At 73.3% G+C, this 16,499-nt stretch carries 12 protein-coding genes; 6 read left to right on the top strand and 6 right to left on the bottom strand.

Going from position 1 to position 16,499, the window contains the following annotated elements; genetic code table 11:
- Window positions 1–19 precede the first annotated feature (19 nt).
- The 6 genes from ABZW17_RS19015 (at window position 20) to ABZW17_RS19040 (ending at window position 8,965) form a co-directional block, all read left to right on the top strand.
- Window positions 20–955 carry a 5-dehydro-4-deoxyglucarate dehydratase gene (locus ABZW17_RS19015; protein ID WP_354815257.1) on the top strand — a complete coding sequence of 312 codons (936 nt, stop codon included), beginning with the start codon at window positions 20–22 and terminating at the stop codon, window positions 953–955.
- On the top strand, window positions 955–2,211 hold the full coding sequence (locus ABZW17_RS19020) for a glucarate dehydratase family protein (RefSeq protein ID WP_354815260.1): 1,257 nt from the start codon (window positions 955–957) through the stop codon (window positions 2,209–2,211). The genes ABZW17_RS19015 and ABZW17_RS19020 overlap by 1 nt, the downstream gene beginning before the upstream one ends.
- A 4-nt stretch (window positions 2,212–2,215) precedes the next feature.
- Window positions 2,216–3,343, top strand: coding sequence for a hypothetical protein (locus ABZW17_RS19025; protein ID WP_354815263.1), 1,128 nt, complete (start codon window positions 2,216–2,218; stop codon window positions 3,341–3,343).
- 15 nt (window positions 3,344–3,358) lie between these two features.
- On the top strand, window positions 3,359–4,813 hold the full coding sequence (locus ABZW17_RS19030; RefSeq protein WP_354815266.1) for an aldehyde dehydrogenase (NADP(+)): 1,455 nt from the start codon (window positions 3,359–3,361) through the stop codon (window positions 4,811–4,813).
- A 217-nt stretch (window positions 4,814–5,030) separates the two neighbouring features.
- Window positions 5,031–7,424, top strand: coding sequence for a polysaccharide lyase 8 family protein (locus ABZW17_RS19035; protein ID WP_354815269.1), 2,394 nt, complete (start codon window positions 5,031–5,033; stop codon window positions 7,422–7,424).
- A gap of 71 nt (window positions 7,425–7,495) precedes the next feature.
- Entirely contained in the window at window positions 7,496–8,965 is a 1,470-nt protein-coding gene (locus ABZW17_RS19040; RefSeq protein WP_354815272.1) for an NAD(P)/FAD-dependent oxidoreductase, read from the top strand.
- A gap of 112 nt (window positions 8,966–9,077) precedes the next feature.
- Here ABZW17_RS19040 and rpmJ read toward each other — a convergent pair whose 3' ends face one another.
- The 6 genes from rpmJ to ABZW17_RS19070 are packed head-to-tail and all read right to left on the bottom strand — an operon-like array spanning window position 9,078 to window position 16,409.
- Window positions 9,078–9,200, bottom strand: coding sequence for a 50S ribosomal protein L36 (gene rpmJ / locus ABZW17_RS19045; protein ID WP_354815682.1), 123 nt, complete (start codon window positions 9,198–9,200; stop codon window positions 9,078–9,080).
- Between the two features lie 56 nt (window positions 9,201–9,256).
- Window positions 9,257–10,423: a VWA domain-containing protein gene (locus ABZW17_RS19050; RefSeq protein ID WP_354815275.1), complete on the bottom strand. Its 1,167-nt coding sequence runs from the start codon at window positions 10,421–10,423 to the stop codon at window positions 9,257–9,259.
- Window positions 10,420–12,603 carry a DUF5682 family protein gene (locus ABZW17_RS19055; protein ID WP_354815278.1) on the bottom strand — a complete coding sequence of 728 codons (2,184 nt, stop codon included), beginning with the start codon at window positions 12,601–12,603 and terminating at the stop codon, window positions 10,420–10,422. The genes ABZW17_RS19050 and ABZW17_RS19055 overlap by 4 nt, the downstream gene beginning before the upstream one ends.
- Window positions 12,600–13,685 (bottom strand): AAA family ATPase, encoded by a 1,086-nt coding sequence (locus tag ABZW17_RS19060; protein WP_354815281.1) that lies wholly within the window; start codon window positions 13,683–13,685, stop codon window positions 12,600–12,602. Before ABZW17_RS19060 ends, ABZW17_RS19055 begins: the two co-directional genes overlap by 4 nt.
- Complete coding sequence (locus ABZW17_RS19065) at window positions 13,682–15,067, bottom strand: DUF5691 domain-containing protein (RefSeq protein WP_354815284.1); 1,386 nt, start codon at window positions 15,065–15,067, stop codon at window positions 13,682–13,684. Before ABZW17_RS19065 ends, ABZW17_RS19060 begins: the two co-directional genes overlap by 4 nt.
- Window positions 15,068–15,101: 34 nt before the next feature.
- Window positions 15,102–16,409, bottom strand: a complete 1,308-nt coding sequence (locus ABZW17_RS19070) for an SWIM zinc finger family protein (protein ID WP_354815685.1) — start codon at window positions 16,407–16,409, stop codon at window positions 15,102–15,104.
- Window positions 16,410–16,499: the final 90 nt, after the last annotated feature.

Raw genomic sequence — 16,499 nt, forward strand, 5'->3', positions numbered from 1 at the left:
GACGAGAGAGCGGAAACTGATGGCACAGAACGAGATCGAGCTGGACGGCCTGCTGGCGTTCCCCCTCACCCCGTTCACCGAGGACCTCGAGGTCAACCTCGACGCGCTCGCGGAGAACGTGGAGAGCCACATCGCGGCGGGCGCCGGTGCGCTGTTCGTCGCGTGCGGCACCGGCGAGTTCAGCTCGCTCTCGCCCGCCGAGCACGCCTCGGTGCTCGCCAAGTCCCGGGAGGTGGCCGCCGGCCGCGTCCCGGTCTGGGTGGGCGCCGGGGGCGGCGCGGCGTCGGCGCGGGCCGGCGTCGCGGCGGCCCAGGCCGGGGGCGCGGACGGCGTCCTGCTGCTGCCCCCGTACCTCGTCTCCGGGCCGCAGGCGGGGCTGGTCGACTTCGTCCGCTACGCCGTCGGCGACTCGTCGGTGCCGGTGATCGTCTACCACCGCGGCACCGGCGTGTTCACCGCGCCGGCCGCGGCGTCGCTGCTGGAAATCCCGTCGGTGGTGGGCCTCAAGGACGGCTACGGCGACGCCGAGGTGATGACCCGGATCGTCACCACCATCCGCGCGCTGGACACCGAGCGGTCGCGGAACTTCCTGTTCTTCAACGGCCTGCCGACCGCGGAGGTCTCGGCCAAGGCGTACGCCGCGATCGGCGTCGCCCGGTACTCCTCGGCGGTGCACTGCTTCGCGCCGGAGATCGCCCACCGCTTCCACCGCGCGCTCGGCGAAGGCGACACGCGCGTGATGGACGCGCTGCTGACCGGCTTCTACCTGCCGCTGGTGGCGCTGCGGGACGAGACGCCCGGCTTCGCCGTCTCGCTGGTGAAGGCCGCCGCCCGGCTGCGCGGCGACAAGGTCGGCCCGGTCCGGCCGCCGCTGGTCGAGCCGACGCCGGAGCAGATCCGGCGCCTGGAGAAGGTCGTGGAGGACGGCTTCGTCACGCTGAAGGGCCTCGGCTGATGAAGATCCTCGACGTGGTGCTGACCCCGGTCGCGTTCGCGGACCCGCCGCTGCTCAACGTCATGGGCGTGCACGAGCCGTTCGCGCTGCGCAGCGTCGTGCAGGTCGAGTGCGAGGACGGCGTCGTCGGGCTCGGCGAGTCCTACGGCGATTCCGCGTTCCTCGGCGAGGTGCGCAAGGTGCTGCCGCAGCTGCGCGGCCACGACGTGTTCGACCTGCCCGGCCTGCAGCGGCTGGTCGCGCGGGCGCTGTCGGACACGGTGCTGACCGACGCGCACGGGCTGATCGGCGGGTTTTCGATCCGCAAGACCGTGGCGAGCGTGTACTCGCTGTTCGAGGTCGCCTGCCTGGACGCGCAGGGGCACTACCTGGGCCGCCCGGTCACCGACCTGCTCGGCGGCAAGGCCCGCGACGCCGTCGAGTTCTCGGCGTACCTGTTCTACAAGTACGGCAAGCACGTCGACGGCCGCGAGGACTCCTGGGGCGAGATCACCACGCCGGAAACCCTGGTGGGCTCGGCGAAGCGGATGATCGACGAGTACGGCTTCCGCTCGATCAAGCTCAAGGGCGGGGTCTACGAGCCGGCCCGGGAGGTCGACGGCGTCCGCGCGCTGGCCGAGGCGTTCCCCGGCCACCCGCTGCGGATCGACCCGAACGGCGCCTGGACGGTCGAGACGGGCATCCGGGTGGCCGGCGAGCTCGACGGGGTGCTGGAGTACCTGGAGGACCCGACGCCGGGCATCGAAGGCATGGCGCAGGTCGCGGCGGAGGCGTCGATGCCGCTGGCCACCAACATGTGCGTGGTCAACTTCGGTGACGTCGAGCCGGGCTTCCGGGCGCGGGCGATCGGCGTGCTGCTGTCGGACCACCACTTCTGGGGCGGCCTGCGGGCCACGCAGTCGTTGTCGGTGACGTGCGAGAGCTTCGGCGTGGGCCTGTCGATGCACTCCAACAGCCACCTCGGGATCAGCCTGGCCGCCATGGTGCAGGTCGCCGCGGCGACACCGCACCTGACCTACGCGTGCGACACGCACTGGCCGTGGAAGGTCGAGGACGTCATCGAACCCGGGGTGCTGGAGTTCCGGGAGGGCGCCGTCGCGGTGCCCACGACGCCCGGGCTCGGGATCACCCTCGACGAGGACGCGCTGGCCCGCCTGCACGAGAACTACGTCCGGTGTGGACTGACGAAGCGCGACGACGGGACGTACATGCGCAAGTACGTGCCCGGGTTCGAGCCGAACACGGCGAGGTGGTGAACCGGTGAAGGTGACGGGATACGCCTACCCCTGGGACGTCCTGGAGACCGATTTCGTTCCGCGGGTCCAGGCGCTCGGCGTCGACGAGGTGGCCGTGGCGCTGTCCTACCACAGCGCCCGCGCGGCCACGCCGTGGTCGGCGTCGCGGACGGCCGTCGTGGCGCGGCACGCGGCGTTCTACCGGCCCGTTTCCGGCGGGTGGGGCGAGCTGCGTCCGTCCACTCCGGACTGGGTGCCGGCTCCGGATTCCGGGGGTGACGCCGTCCGGCTGCTCAACGACGCCGGGATCCCGGCCGCCGCCTGGATCGTCCTGACCCACAACTCCCAGCTCGGCTACGAGCACCCGGACGTCGTGGTGCGCAACTGCTTCGGGGAGAGCTACCCGTGGGCGTTGTGCCCGTCGCGGCCCGAGGTGCGCGAGTACGCCGCGGCCGTGGTCGCGAACTCCGTGGCCGGGCTCGAGCTGTCGTCGGTGATCCTCGAAGCCTGCGGCCCCCTCGGCGCGGTGCACCAGCACCAGCACGAGAAGACCGACGGCGTGTGGGCGCCCGCGGTGGCCCGGCTGCTGTCGATCTGCTGCTGCGCCGCCTGCGCCGCTTCGTGGGACGTCGACGCGGAGACCGTCCGGGCCCGGCTCGTCGAGGAGGTCCGGCGGCTGATCGCGACCGGCGACCTCGCGGTCACCGGCGACCGGCTGCCCCCGGAGCTCACGCAGATGCTGCTGCGGGCTCGGCAGCGGGCGACCGACGAGCTGCGGGCCGCGGTTTTGGCCACGCTGCCGGCGGGCACCCGGATCGTGCTGCACGGAGCGCTCGACCCCTGGGTCACCGGCGCGCTGCCCGGGCTGACGCCGTCCGCCCCCGACGACGTCGACGCGGTCGTACTGTTCGGGTGGGCGCCCGCCACGGGCGCCGAGGCCGTCGCGGCGGCCCGGGAGGCCCTGCCCGAACGCGTGGCGGTCGCGAGTTACATCACCGCGGTGGCCGCCGCGCCGGTGCCGGACATCGCCGCCTACGTCGGCGAGCTGGCCAAGGCGGGGGCCGCCGAGCTGCACCTGTACCACCTCGGACTGGCCGGTCCGGGTCGCTGGGGCGACCTGGGCACGGCCACCGCCGCCGCCCACGAGAACTGAGGAGCTGTTCCCCCCATGAGCCAGGCCACCGACGCCGCCACGCTCGAGAAGATCCTGACGGGAGCCGCGGCAGCCGCCCGTCCCGCCGCCGAAGCCACCCCGGCCGAACGGGCCCGCTGGCTGACCGCGGCCGCGGACGCGCTCGACGCCGCCGCGGGCGAACTGGTCCCGCTGGCGCACGCCGAGACGCACCTGCCGGAGGCGCCGCGGCTGGCGGGCGAGCTGAAGCGCACGACGTTCCAGCTGCGCCTGTTCGCCGAGGTCCTCACCGACGGCGAGTACCTCGGCGCCACCGTCGACCACGCCGACCCGGACTGGCCGATGGGCCCGCGTCCGGACATCCGCCGGGTGAAGACCGCGATCGGCCCGGTGCTGGTGTTCGCGGCCAGCAACTTCCCGTTCGCGTTCAGCGTCGCGGGCGGCGACACGGCGTCCGCGCTCGCGGCGGGCTGCCCGGTGATCGTCAAGGCGCACTCCGGGCACCCGGAGCTGTCCGCGCTGACCGGCCGGATCGTCCGCGACGCCCTGCTCGGCGCGGGTGCGCCCGAGGGCATTTTCGACGTGATCTTCGGCCAGGACCAGGGTGTGGTGGCCCTGAAGGACCCGCGCCTCGCGGCGGCGTCCTTCACCGGCTCGATCCCGGGCGGCCGCGCGCTGTTCGACATCGCGAACGCCCGGCCGCGGCCGATCCCGTTCTACGGCGAACTCGGCAGCGTCAACCCGGTCGTGGTCACCGAGGCCGCGATCGCCGCGCGCGGCGAGGCCGTGGCGAAGGGCTACGCGGGGTCGTTCACGCTCGGTGCGGGCCAGTTCTGCACCAAGCCGGGCCTGCTGTTCCTGCCGGAGGACCACGGCCTGACGGAGGTGTTGCGGTCGGCCCTTTCCGGGGCGGCCGCCCAGCCGATGCTGAACGACCGGATCGCTTCCGGGTACGCCGCGCAGCTTTCTTCGCTGCGGGAGGTCCCGGGCGTCGAGGTGGTGTCGTCGTCGGATTCCTCGTCACCGGCGTTCACCCCGACCCTGCTGGCCACCACGGGCAAGCAGTTCCTCGAGGGCGGCGACACGGTGCACGAGGAGTGCTTCGGGCCGGCGTCGCTGATCGTCACGTACGCCGACCAGGCGGAGCTGCTGAGCCTGCTCGACGTGCTCGAACCGGGCCTCACGGCGACGATCCACGGCGAGGAGTCCGATGTGGACTGGCTCCGGCCGGTGCTGCCCCCGCTGGCCCGCATCGCCGGCCGCCTGCTGTGGAACGACTGGCCCACCGGGGTGACGGTGAGCTGGGCCCAGCAGCACGGAGGCCCGTACCCGGCAACCACGGCCCCGACGACGACCTCGGTCGGCACGGCGGCGATCGAGCGGTTCCTGAGGCCGATCGCCTGGCAGGGGTTCCCGGACGCGTTGTTGCCGGAGCCGCTGCAGGAGGCCAACCCGTGGCAGCTGCCCCGCCGAACGGACGGCTCCCGCTGACCCGGCTGACCCGGCTGACCCGCGGGGGCGCCCCCCGTTTCCAGCCTATCGCTCGCCACCGACAGTTTCCGACCCGCTGAATCGGCGCTTCCCCGGGGAAGCGCCGGCCCGGCCCGGTGCCTTTCCCGCAGGGCGCCGGGCCGGGACCCCACGCCGCCGCACAACTGAATCCCTTTCCCCGCAAGCCAAGGATGTCTTGATCCTGGGAGGCATTGTCATGCCCGTGAACCGGAGAAACGCCCTGCGCGGCGGTGCCCTGGCGGCCGCTTCCACCGTGCTCCTGACCCGGCCGGCACTCGCGAGCGCCGCGCCGGCCGCACAACCCGCACAACCCGCCGTACAACCCGCCGTACAACCCGCGGTGCCCGCCGCGACCGCGCCGATCGTCGCCGCCTACCGGCAGTTGCAGACCGGCATCAACCGGCCGTCGCCGGAACGGGCCGCTGCCCTCGCCAACCTGGGCCGCGTCGCCAAGGCGTACAACGCCGGCCTGTCCGTCGCCGGCGGTGATGCTCCACTGTGGACAGATCTGCCGCTCGGCCCGGGCAGCGACTACACCACCTCGATGTACGCGCGGCTGCGCGCGATCGCCGTCGACTGGGGCACCCCCGGCGGGGCGCTGTCCGGCGATCCCGTCGTGCTCGACCGCGTCAAGGCCGCTCTCGAACTGATCTACGCGAGCCAGTACAACGAAAACGTCGGCGAAATCGGCAACTGGTACACCTACGAAATCGGCATTCCGTACTACCTGCTGCACACGCTGTCGGTGGTCGCCGACCAGCTCACCGCCGATCAGCTCGCGCGCTACCTCAAGCCGGTCAAGCGGTTCGTCGGCAACCCGAACCTGCGCGCGAACAACGCGTCCGTCGTCGAAACCGGCGCCAACCGCGCGGACAAGGGGCTCATCTCGATCGTCGCGGGCGCCATGCTCGGCGACACCGCCTGGATCAGGACCGGCATCGACGCGCTCACCGACGTCGCGGGCGGGGGCGCGGCGAGCGTCGTCGCGAAGCTGGACCGCGCGGCCGGCGACGGCTTCCACGTCGACGGCTCGTTCATCCAGCACGACACCATCCCGTACCCCGGCCACTACGGCATCGTGCTGCTGACCGCCCTCGCCGGCGCCATCCACGTCACGCAGGGCACCGAGTACGCGCTGCCGCAACCGTTGAAGGACAAGATCTACGCGCTGGTCGCGGACAGTTTCGCGCCGTTCGTCTACGCGGGCGCGCTGATGGAGCCGGTGCGCGGCCGGATGCTGTCGCGCCAGGGTGAGACCGGGCACGACATCGGCCACCAGCTCACCGTCGCGACGCTCGTGCTCGCGCGCACGGCGTCCGGCAAGACGAAGACCGACCTCAACGCCCTCGCCGCGAAGTGGATCAAGGAAGGCACGTACGCGCCGTTCCTGAAGATCCCGGACCCGGAGCGGTTCGCGCCCGGCCCGGACCTGGTGGCCACGCCGGGCATCGAGTTCGCGCAGGACATGCTGGCGTCGGGGGCGCGCCCGGCGCGGGTCGTGGCGACGCACCGGACCTTCGGCCAGCAGGACCGGCTGGTGCACGTCACCGACGACTGGTCGGCGTCCCTGGGCGTCAGCTCGACGCGGATCTCGCGCTACGAAGCCATCAACGGCCAGAACATGAAGGGCTACCACGTCGGCGACGGCGTGCTCTACACGTTCCTGCCGAACGCCAAGGGCCACTACACCGACGCCTACTGGCCGACGGTCGACCCCCTGCTGCTGCCGGGCACGACCGAGCACGACGGCCCGGTCGACCCCAAGTTCGGCGGCGTGCCGGTGGGCCCGAACGCCCACACCGGCGGTGTCAGCTGGGACGCGCGGCACGGCACCTACGCGTTCGACTTCGAGAACTGGGACGGCTCGCTGGTCGCGAAGAAGTCGTGGTTCTTCACCCCGGCCGGGATCGTCTGCCTCGGCGCCGGGATCACCGGCACGGCCGCCTACACCGTGCGCACGACGATCGAGAACCGCAACCTCGGCGAGGGCGGCCGCGGTTCCCTGCTGGCCGACGGCCGGCGAGTGGCCACCGACCTCGGCAAGGCGGCGGCGCTGCGCCGTCCGCGGTGGCTGCACCTGGAGGACGTCGGCGGGTACGTGCTGCTCGACGACGCCTCGGTGACCGCGCTGCGCGAGGACCGGACTGGCGCGTGGCGCGACATCGACACCGGCGCCAACACCAAGGGCACCACGACGCCGAACACGCGCCGGTACCAGAAACTCGTCCTGGAGCACGGAATCAAGCCGACGGACGCGAAGTACGCGTACGCGGTGCTGCCGGGCGCCTCGGTGATCGGCACGCTCACCGCGCCGCTGGGCTGGCGGGTGCTGGCGAACACCCCGGTGGTGCAGGCGATCCGCACGGCCGATGGCACGCTGCTGGCGAACTTCTTCGCGGCGGGCTCGGCCGGGGACGTCAGCGTGTCGGGGCCGGCGTCGGTGGCGGTCGGGCGGTGCGGGTTCCGGACCCAGCTCGCGGTGGCGGACCCGACGCAGCTGCAGGACAGTGTGACGGTGACCGTGCGTGGCCGGTCGGTCGAAGTGCCGCTGAAGGGCACGTTCGGCGCCACGAAGATCGTCGCGGTGTAGGCAGGCTTCCCCGCCGGTCCGGTGCCCCGACCCGGTCCGGCGGGGACCCCACCTCGGTTAGGCTGCCGGACATGACCGAGCACGTGGACGTCCTGATCGTGGGCGCCGGCCTGTCCGGCGTCGGCGCGGCCTGCCGGCTGCAGGAACGGTTACCGGGCAAGACGTACGCGGTGCTGGAAGCGCGTGACACGATCGGCGGAACCTGGGACCTCTTCCGGTACCCCGGCATCCGCTCCGACTCGGACATGTTCACCCTCGGTTACCCGTTCCGGCCGTGGAAGGACCCGAAGGCGATCGCCGACGGGCCGTCGATCCTGAGCTACATCCGCTCGACGGCCGAGGCTTTCGGGGTGCCGGACCACATCCGCTTCGGGCACCGGGTCGTGCGGGCTTCGTGGTCGTCCTCCGACGCGCGGTGGACGGTCTCGACCGCGCACGGCGCCACGTTCACCTGCCGCTTCCTGTACCTGTGCAGCGGTTATTACTCGTACGAATCCGGGCACGTGGTCGACTTCCCGGGCCGTTCGGAGTTCGCCGGGGAGATCGTGCACCCGCAGCACTGGCCCGCGTCCCTGGACTACGCGGGCAAGCGGGTCGTGGTGATCGGCAGCGGCGCGACGGCGGTGACGCTGGTTCCCGCGCTGGCCTCGACGGCGGCGCGGGTGACGATGCTGCAGCGGTCGCCGTCGTACATCGTGGCGCGGCCCGGGCACGACGCGCTGGCCGACCGGATCCGCGCGCTGCTGCCGGAGAAGCTCGCCCATCGGGTGGTCCGCGGCAAGAACGTGGTGATGGGGACGCTGTTCTTCCAGCTGATGCGGCGGTTGCCGCGCCGCGCGGCGGCGGCGCTGCGCAAGCGCGTGGCGGCGCAGCTGCCGGCGTCGATCCCGGTGGACCCGCACTTCGTGCCGTCGTACGACCCGTGGGACCAGCGGCTGTGCCTGGTGCCGGACGCGGACCTGTTCCGGGCGCTGAGGTCGGGCAAGGCGGACATCGTGACGGACCGGATCGAGCGGTTCACGCCGTCGGGCGTGGCGCTGGAATCGGGCCGCTCGCTGCCGGCGGACGTCGTCGTCACGGCGACCGGTCTCCGGCTGGTGGCGTTCGGCGGGATCGCCCTTGCGGTCGACGGGCGCGAGATCGAGCCGGGGGAGCAGCGCGCGTACAAGGGCACGATGTTCGGCGGCGTGCCGAACCTGGCGTGGTGCGTCGGGTACACGAACAGCTCGTGGACGCTGCGGGCGGACCTGGCGTCGCAGTACGTGTGCCGGTTGCTGGCGTACCTGGACCGGAACGGCTTTGCGTACTGCGTTCCGGACGTGGCGTCGGCGGCCGGGGCGGGCCGGCCGCGGCCGATCGTGGACCTGCAGTCGGGCTACATCAAGCGGGCCGCTGCAGGCTTGCCGAAGCAGGGCGGCCGACGGCCCTGGACGATGCGCCAGAACTACCTGCTGGACCTCGCCGACATGCGCCTCGCCCGCCTGGACGACGGCGTCCTCCGCTTCGCCCCCGCGGCAGACCGAACACCCGCCGCGCGCTAACCGGCATCACCCGTGATCAGGAAGGCATCACGTGTGTTTGGAGGGGCATCTCCTTTTGGTGCACCGCGGGCCCCCGGAGCTGGTGGCTCCGGGGCCGGGCGTGTTGCGTGGGTCAGCCTTGGCGAGCCTTCGAACGCGGGTTGTCCTTGTTGATCACGAACACGCGGTTGCCGCGGCGGATGACCTGGGCACCCGGCTGGCGGGCGAGTGAACGGATCGAGGTGCGGACCTTCATGGCGAGCCGTCCTTCCTGCGGGATCTCGTCCCGCACCTCGCACAACCACCGCGGAGTCAGTTTGATTCCGCAACCCAGCTCCGCAGGTCGTCGCCGCGGAGGGCGGCCGCCATCAGGTCGGGGAACTGGTCCGGCGTGCACGCGAAGGCCGGGATGCCCAGCTCGGCCAAGGCCGCCGCGTGCTCGTGGTCGTACGACGGCGCGCCCGAGTCCGACAGGGCCAGGAGCGTCACCACCTGCACGCCCGCGCCGGCCAGCTCGGCCATCCGGTGCAGCAGCTCGTCGGCGTCGCCGCCCTCGTACAGGTCGCTGATCAGCACCAGCAGCGTCCGCTCGGGGCGCTCGACCAGGCCCTGGCAGTACGCGATCGCGCGGTTGATGTCCGTGCCGCCGCCCAGCTGGGTGCCGAACAGGACGTCGACCGGGTCGGCGAGGTGCTCGGTGAGGTCCGCGACCTCGGTGTCGAACGCCACGAACGACGTCTTCAACGCCCGCATCGACGCCAGCACCGCGCCGAACAGCCCCGAGTACACCACCGACTCCGCCATCGACCCCGACTGGTCGACGGCCAGGATCACGTCCCGCTGCACCGCCTGCTGCCGCCGGCCGAAGCCGATCAGCTTCTCCGGGACGATCGTGCGCAGGTCGGGGGAGTAGTGCTTCAGGTTCGCATGGATCGTGCGCGCCCAGTCGACGTCGCCGGGCCGCGGCCGGTGCGTGCGCGACGCCTTGTCGAGCGCGCCCCGGATCGCCGCGCGGGTGCGTTCGGCCAGCCGCTCCTCCAGCTCGGTGACGACCTTGCGGACGACCTCGCGCGCGGTTTCCTTGGTCTCCTCCGGCAGCACGCCGTTCAGCGACAGCAGCGTGCCGACCAGGTGGACGTCCGGCTCGACCGCCGACAGCAGCTCCTTCTCCAGCAGCATCCGGGTGAGCCCGAGCCGGTCGACGGCGTCGCGCTGCATGACCTGCACGACCGTGCTGGGGAAGTACCGCCGGATGTCGCCCAGCCAGCGCGCGACCCGCGGCGCCGACGCGCCCAGGTTCGCGCTGCGCGGGCTGCCCGCGGACTCCTCGTCCGGCTTGTCGTAGAGGGCGGCCAGCACCGCGTCGACCCCACTGTCCTCATCGGACAGCTGAGCGTCCGCCAGGCCGGATCCCGGCCCGGCGCCGTCCCCGCCGAGCACCAGCCGCCAGCGCCGCACCCGGTCCGTGTCCGCCGTCATGCCCCCACCCCCAGAAGTGCCGCCAGGACCGGCAGCACGCGCTCGGCCCGGTCTTCGTCCAGTTCGTCGGCGACGGCCACCGTGCGCGCGGCCCCGGTGAGCCCGGCCGCGCGCTGCCCGATCGCGCGTTTCTCCGGCCCGCTGAACGCCCCGAACGTGCGGCGCAGCAACGGGAGCACCTCGGTGAAGGTGTCGGCCGGGATCGACGACAGCCACGCGTCGATCACCCGCAGCAGGCTCTCGTCGTGCACCAGCAGCAGGGCACCGCCGTCGAAGAAACCTTCGACGTACGCCGCGCCCGCCGACGGGACCACCCCGGGCGTGAGCGCCCGGCCCAGCCGCAGCTCGACGTCGAGCGCGTCGAACCGCCCGGCGTCGTGCAGGATGCGGGTGAGCCGGCCGGCCAGCAGCGGGGGCAGCGACGGCCGCTCCGCCAGCCGGGCCAGCGCCGCCAGCCAGCGCTCCTTCGGGTCTTCGCCCAGCAGCGACGTCGCGTCGTGCACGCCGTCGACGAGCTTGGCCAGCCGGGCCGCGGCGTCTTCGTCGATGCCGTGCGCGGCCGGGGGCAGCCCGGCGCAGATCCGGTCCAGCATCCGGTCGGCGACCGCCCGCAGGGCGGCGGTGTCCGTGCCGCGGACGTTGCCGTACCGGGTCGCCCGGGCCAGCGCGGGCAGCGCCGACATCAGGCGGGCGACGTCCGCGTCCGCCGCCGCGCGGGCGTCGAGCGCCGCGAGCGCCTCGGGCAGGGCGTCGGGCAGGTCGGCGAGCAGGCAGTTCTCGACGGCCGTGGTGACCTCGTCCAGCGGCGGCGTGCCCTCGACCGTGCCGCGGACCGCGGCGGTGGCCGCCGACGGCACGGTGGTGCCGTACACCGCCGCCGCGACCAGGTCGACCTCGAACGACGGCTCCCAGCACAGCGCCCACGTCTCGCGGAACGTGCCCTTGTTCCGCCGCGCCGACGCCTCCCGGCTGCCCCACTCGATACCGAGGATCCGCAGCCGGTGCAGCAGCTTCGAGCGGTCGAGCCCGCCCGGCGTCCGCAGGTCGAGGTCGAGTTCCTTGACGATCGGGTCCTTCTTGAGCCGCAGGCGTTTCGCGGTCGCGGTCAGGTCCGCGGCCAGCGGCGGCTGCGGGACGCGCTCCGGCACTTCGCCGAGCCGTTCGCCGACCACCAGCCGCCGCGTGACGAGCTCGACCTGAACCTCGTCCCCGCCGCACAGCACGGACCGGGTCGCCTCGGTGACCTCGGCGAGCCCCGCCGACGACCGCCCCCGCAGCGTGGCGAGCGTCTCGGCCAAGCGGACCGCCTCGATGACGTGCGCGGTCGAGACCGGCAGGTCCTCCTCCCGCAGGACGGCGGCGACCCCGGCCAGCCAGCGCGCGGTGACGTCGCCGGACGTGGTGAACAGGTGGTGGTACCAGCCCGGCGAGCGCACGCCCGCGCCGTAACCGCTGGCCGTGGCGAGACGGCCGTGCGTCCACGGCACCCAGGTGCACGCCACCTTCCGCTTCGGCAGTCCTTTGAGGACGGCCTGGTCGTGCGACGCCGGCGGCAGCGGGTCCGCCAGCGCGGGCACGTGCCAGGCACCGCAGACGACGGCGATGTTCTCGAAGCCGTCCTTGCGGGTGCGGCGCAGCACCGAGCGCATGTATGCCTCACGGCGTGCTTCGTTGCCCTGCGGCGGTTTTTCGCCCTCCCGCACCGCTGTCATCGCTTCGGCGATCACTTCGAACGGGTTTTCGGCGTCCCGCCGCGATTCGACGACGTCGTCCCACCAGCGTTCCGGGTCGTCGTACCCGCCGGCCGAGGCCAGCAGGGCGAGCGGGTCGACCGGCGGGCCGGTGTGCTCGTCCGGCGGCGCCGCGAAGGTGTGCGCGGCCGGGAGGTCGCAGAACCGCACCGGGATCCCGGCTTCGCGGGCGTAGGTGAGGGCCTGCCACTCCGGGCTGAAGACGGCGAACGGCCAGAACGCGGCGCGCGAGACGTCGTCGGTCGCGTACGCCAGCAGCGCGACCGGCGGCTGCATGGCCGGGTCTTCGGTCAGCTCGACCAGGGCGTCGGCTTCGGGCGGGCCTTCGATCAGCACGATGTCGGGCTCGAGCTCGGCGAGCCGCGTCGCCACGGCCCGGGCGGATCCCGGGCCGTGGTGGCGGATGCCGAGCAGCTGGGTCGAGGTCAAGAGAGCTCCTGACCGGCCCGGTAGAAGTCGGCCCAGCCGTCGCGCTCGCGGACGACCGTCTCCAGGTATTCGATCCAGATCGCGCGGTCGGCCACCGGGTCCTTGACCACCGCGCCGTGGATGCCGGCCGCGATGTCGTGCGGGCGCAGCACGCCGTCGCCGAAGTGGGCGGCCAGGGCGAGGCCGCCGGTGAGCACGCTGATCGCCTCCGCGGTCGACAGCGTGCCGGACGGCGACTTCACCGCCGTGCGGCCGTCTTCGGTGCGGCCCGAGCGCAACTCGCGGAACACCGTGACCACACGGCGGATCTCGGCCAGTTCGGCGGCCTCCGCGGGCAGCTGCAGCGACGTGCCCAGCTCGGCGACCCGGCGGCTGACGATCTCGACCTCGGCCTCGGCGCTGTCCGGCAGCGGCAGCACGACCGTGTTGAACCGCCGCCGCAGCGCGCTGGACAGCTCGTTGACGCCCTTGTCGCGGTTGTTCGCCGTCGCGATCAGGTTGAAGCCGGGGCGGGCCTGCACCTCGGTGCCGAGTTCGGGGATCGGCAGCGTCTTCTCGGAGAGGATGGTGATCAGCGAGTCCTGGACGTCGGCCGGGATGCGCGTGAGCTCTTCGAGGCGGGCGAGCTTGCCGTCCCGCATCGCGCGCAGCACCGGGCTTTCGACCAGGGCGGCGGCGCTCGGGCCCTCGGCGATCAGGCGGGCGTAGTTCCAGCCGTAGCGGATCGACTCCTCGGACGTGCCCGCGGTGCCCTGCACCAGCAGCGTCGAGTCGCCGCTGATGGCGGCGGAAAGGTGTTCGGACACCCACGTCTTCGCCGTGCCGGGCACGCCGAGCAGCAGCAGCGCGCGGTCGGTCGCGAGGGTGGCGACGGCGACCTCGATCAGCCGCCGCGGGCCGACGTACTTCGGGGTGATGACGGTGCCGTCGGGCAAGGTGCCGCCGAGCAGGTACTCGACGACGGCCCAGGGCGACAGGTTCCAGTTGGGCGGCTTGGCCCGCTCGTCGGCGGCGGCCAGCGCGGCCAGCTCGGCGGCGTGGTCCTGTTCGGCGTGCGGCCGGAGGACGGTGGGGGCGGTCATGCGAGCTCCTCGTACATTTCGCGGCGGAAGTTCAGCGTTTCGGTGAGCGCCCGGCGCCACGGACCGGCGTCCATGGTCAGCCGGGTGGTGGCGAGCGGGTGGCCCAGGCAGCCGCGCGGGACCGCGCGGGCGATCACGACGGCGGCGTGCGAGACCAGGCGGTGGTCGTCCTGGCGGGCGATCCAGTCGAGCAGGGCGGTGCCGAGCTCCTTCGTCCACGGCCGGGGCAGTTCGTGCACCAGGCGTGCGAAGGATTCGACGGGCAGCCGGCCGATCAGGTGCCCGACGGTGGCGGCCTGGGCGGCCGGGCTCAGCACGCCGAGCAGCGGGGGCGTGGTGCGCCCGCCGGGATCGGCGCCGATCAGCGCCTGCGCCCAGGATTCGTCGCGCTGGCGCAGGGCGGCGGTGGCCCAGGAGTCGCGCAGCACACCGGCCGGGCAGCCTTCGACGGTCATCCGGACGACCTCGGCGGGCGGGCCGAATTCGGACCAGAAGGACAGTGGAGCGGCGGCGACGAGCGTGCGCAGCCGGACGGTGCCGTCGCCGCGTTCGCCCTGGGGCAGCGCGACGGTGAGCACCCGGTTGCGGCGGTGGACCAGCGGCCGCAGCCGCTGTGCCATGCCCTCGCCGTAGCGCGTGCCGGGAATCCGCCCGAGCAGGTCGGCGGCCTGTTCCCGGACGGCGGCGGCGCGATCGGTGAGCGCGGCTTCGAGGAAGTCCTCGTCCTGCGGGCGGAGGTGCCCGGCGAGCACGCCGAGGAAGTCGGCCCGCACGTCGGCGGGCTCGCTCTTCCACGAAGAGGTGAGGGCGTTCCTCGCGGCTTCGGGATCCTCGGCGAGCTTGGCGGCCAGCCAGCGGCGGCGCTGGGCGAGGCTGCCGTACTGCCAGACGTCGGCCTGCTCGTCCGCGGGCGCGGAGAGGAAGGACCAGTCGGGGTTCCGCTGCCCGAGCCACGCCCCACCCGGCCCGGCCACGGCGACCAGCGGTGCCCGCAGCGCGGCCTTGGTCCGGGCGGCTTCGGCGAGCAGCGGCAGGGTTTCGGGCGGGACGCGGTAGCCGGTGCCGGCGACGATCCCGAGCCACTCGAGCAGCAGATCGGGATGACTGGCGGCGAGCAACCGGCCGAGCCGGTCCCGGGCGAGGGGCGGGATGGAGGGCCGCTCATCGGCGGCGGCCACGGGCAGGGGCCGGATGTCGTGCAGGGCGGGCCGACCGGCCCGCCGGTAGGTGGTGAGCACGGCCGCGGCGGCGAGCAGCTGTTCGGCGGGATCGGTCTTGCCGGCGACGAGCTGCCGGACGGCCGGCGGCTGGGCGGAGGGGTCGAGGGTGCGCCGCCGGGTGCCGAGGAGGGCGGTGCCGACGAGGTCTTCCCAGGCCTTCACGGGCGGACCTCCGAATCGTGGACGGGGGAGGTGTTCACAGCCGCACCGCCCGGTTCTCGTGCCAGCACAACAGTGGTCGCAACCCCGCCGGGCTCCACTCGGCCGCCACCGTCAGGGGGGCGCCCGCCGACAGCGCCAGCAACGACCACGGGAACGCGTACGGCACCAGCGGCAACGCCGTCCCGTCCTTTTCGGACAGACACCACCCGCCCCCGTGCTCCGCCGGGGTCACGTCCGACAGCAGGACCGGCCAACGCTCCACCCACGGGTCCGCCGCCACCGCTCGCGCGTACGTCGCCAAGGCTTCCGCGATCGAGCCGCCCTCGGCCGTCGGGGCCGCCAGGGGGATTCCCCGCTCCGCCACCAATGCCCGCAAAGGCGCCGCGGCCGGGTAGAACGCCAGCTCGGCCGTCAGGCGGTGGCCCGGTGGCAGTGACGTGTCCAAGGGACGGCCCGGCGGGGCGAACGACAGCACCAGCGCGTCCCGGCCCGTGCCGAGGCCGCGCAACCACGTGCGGCGGGTGAGGAGCCGGTCGTTCTCCTCGTCCGCCGCGCCGGTGATCAGCCAGTCGTCCGCGACGCGCTCGCCCTCCTCCAGGACCCTCGCCGTCTCCACCGAAAAGCCGAGCCGGGTACGGACCGTCTCCGCCAACGGGGGAGGCAGCGACTCCAAGCGGGTCGCCGAGTCCGCCAACAGGTACAACAGCGACAGCTCGGCCAGCAGCGCCTCCGGCCAGTCGCGGCGGCCGACGATCCCGGCCGCCCGGCGCAGGCCGCCCGCCAGGCCGCCGGCCTGGGCGTCGACCATCCGGGCCGCGACCGTGCGCAGCTCTTCGCCGCCGTTGCGCTCGAAGCCCGCGAACCCCGCGCCGATCCGGTCGGTGAGCCACACCTTCAGCTCCGCGACGCCGCCTTCGACGCGCGCTGCCCGTTCGGAAGCGCGGCGCGCGGCCGCCTCCTCGTCCTTGGGACCCGCCGCCTCGGCGCGTTTCTCCGCCCGCCGGGCGCGGTCGGCCCGTTCGGCCAGCCACGAGTGCACCCATTCGGGCGCCTCGGCCGGGGAAACCCGCCCGGCCGCCCAGAGCAGCAGCAGGCCCAGCGCGTGCTTGCACGGGAACTTCCGGCTCGGGCAGGAACACCGGAACGCGGGCTCGGCCAATTCCACGCACGTCTGGTACGGCTTCTTGCCACTGCCCTGGCAGAAGCCCCACACGGCGTCTTCGGACGCGCCCGAGCCCGTCCACTTCGCCGGCGTGGCCAGCGCCCGGCCCGCCTTCTCCGATGCGGGATCCGGCGCCAGCCCGGCCACGCGCTCCGCGGTCCACGGCACCGCCGTCACCACCTGTCCCCCCACTGTTCTCCCTCGGTTTCGGGTACCGGTGCAGCATGCCAGCACCCACCGACATTTTCCGACGACCAAGTATTCTAGTGC

This window comes from Amycolatopsis sp. NPDC004625 (assembly GCF_040609695.1).
Taxonomy (GTDB): Bacteria; Actinomycetota; Actinomycetes; order Mycobacteriales; family Pseudonocardiaceae; genus Amycolatopsis.

What these genes read in the sequence shown, in the direction of transcription:
- ABZW17_RS19015 (WP_354815257.1), top strand. Translation starts at nt 20, where the DNA reads ATGGCACAGAACGAGATCGAGCTGGACGGCCTGCTGGCGTTCCCCCTC.
- ABZW17_RS19020 (WP_354815260.1), top strand. Translation starts at nt 955, where the DNA reads ATGAAGATCCTCGACGTGGTGCTGACCCCGGTCGCGTTCGCGGACCCG.
- ABZW17_RS19030 (WP_354815266.1), top strand. Translation starts at nt 3,359, where the DNA reads ATGAGCCAGGCCACCGACGCCGCCACGCTCGAGAAGATCCTGACGGGA.
- ABZW17_RS19035 (WP_354815269.1), top strand. Translation starts at nt 5,031, where the DNA reads ATGCCCGTGAACCGGAGAAACGCCCTGCGCGGCGGTGCCCTGGCGGCC.
- ABZW17_RS19040 (WP_354815272.1), top strand. Translation starts at nt 7,496, where the DNA reads ATGACCGAGCACGTGGACGTCCTGATCGTGGGCGCCGGCCTGTCCGGC.
- rpmJ (WP_354815682.1), bottom strand. Translation starts at nt 9,200, where the DNA reads ATGAAGGTCCGCACCTCGATCCGTTCACTCGCCCGCCAGCCGGGTGCC.
- ABZW17_RS19050 (WP_354815275.1), bottom strand. Translation starts at nt 10,423, where the DNA reads ATGACGGCGGACACGGACCGGGTGCGGCGCTGGCGGCTGGTGCTCGGC.
- ABZW17_RS19060 (WP_354815281.1), bottom strand. Translation starts at nt 13,685, where the DNA reads ATGACCGCCCCCACCGTCCTCCGGCCGCACGCCGAACAGGACCACGCC.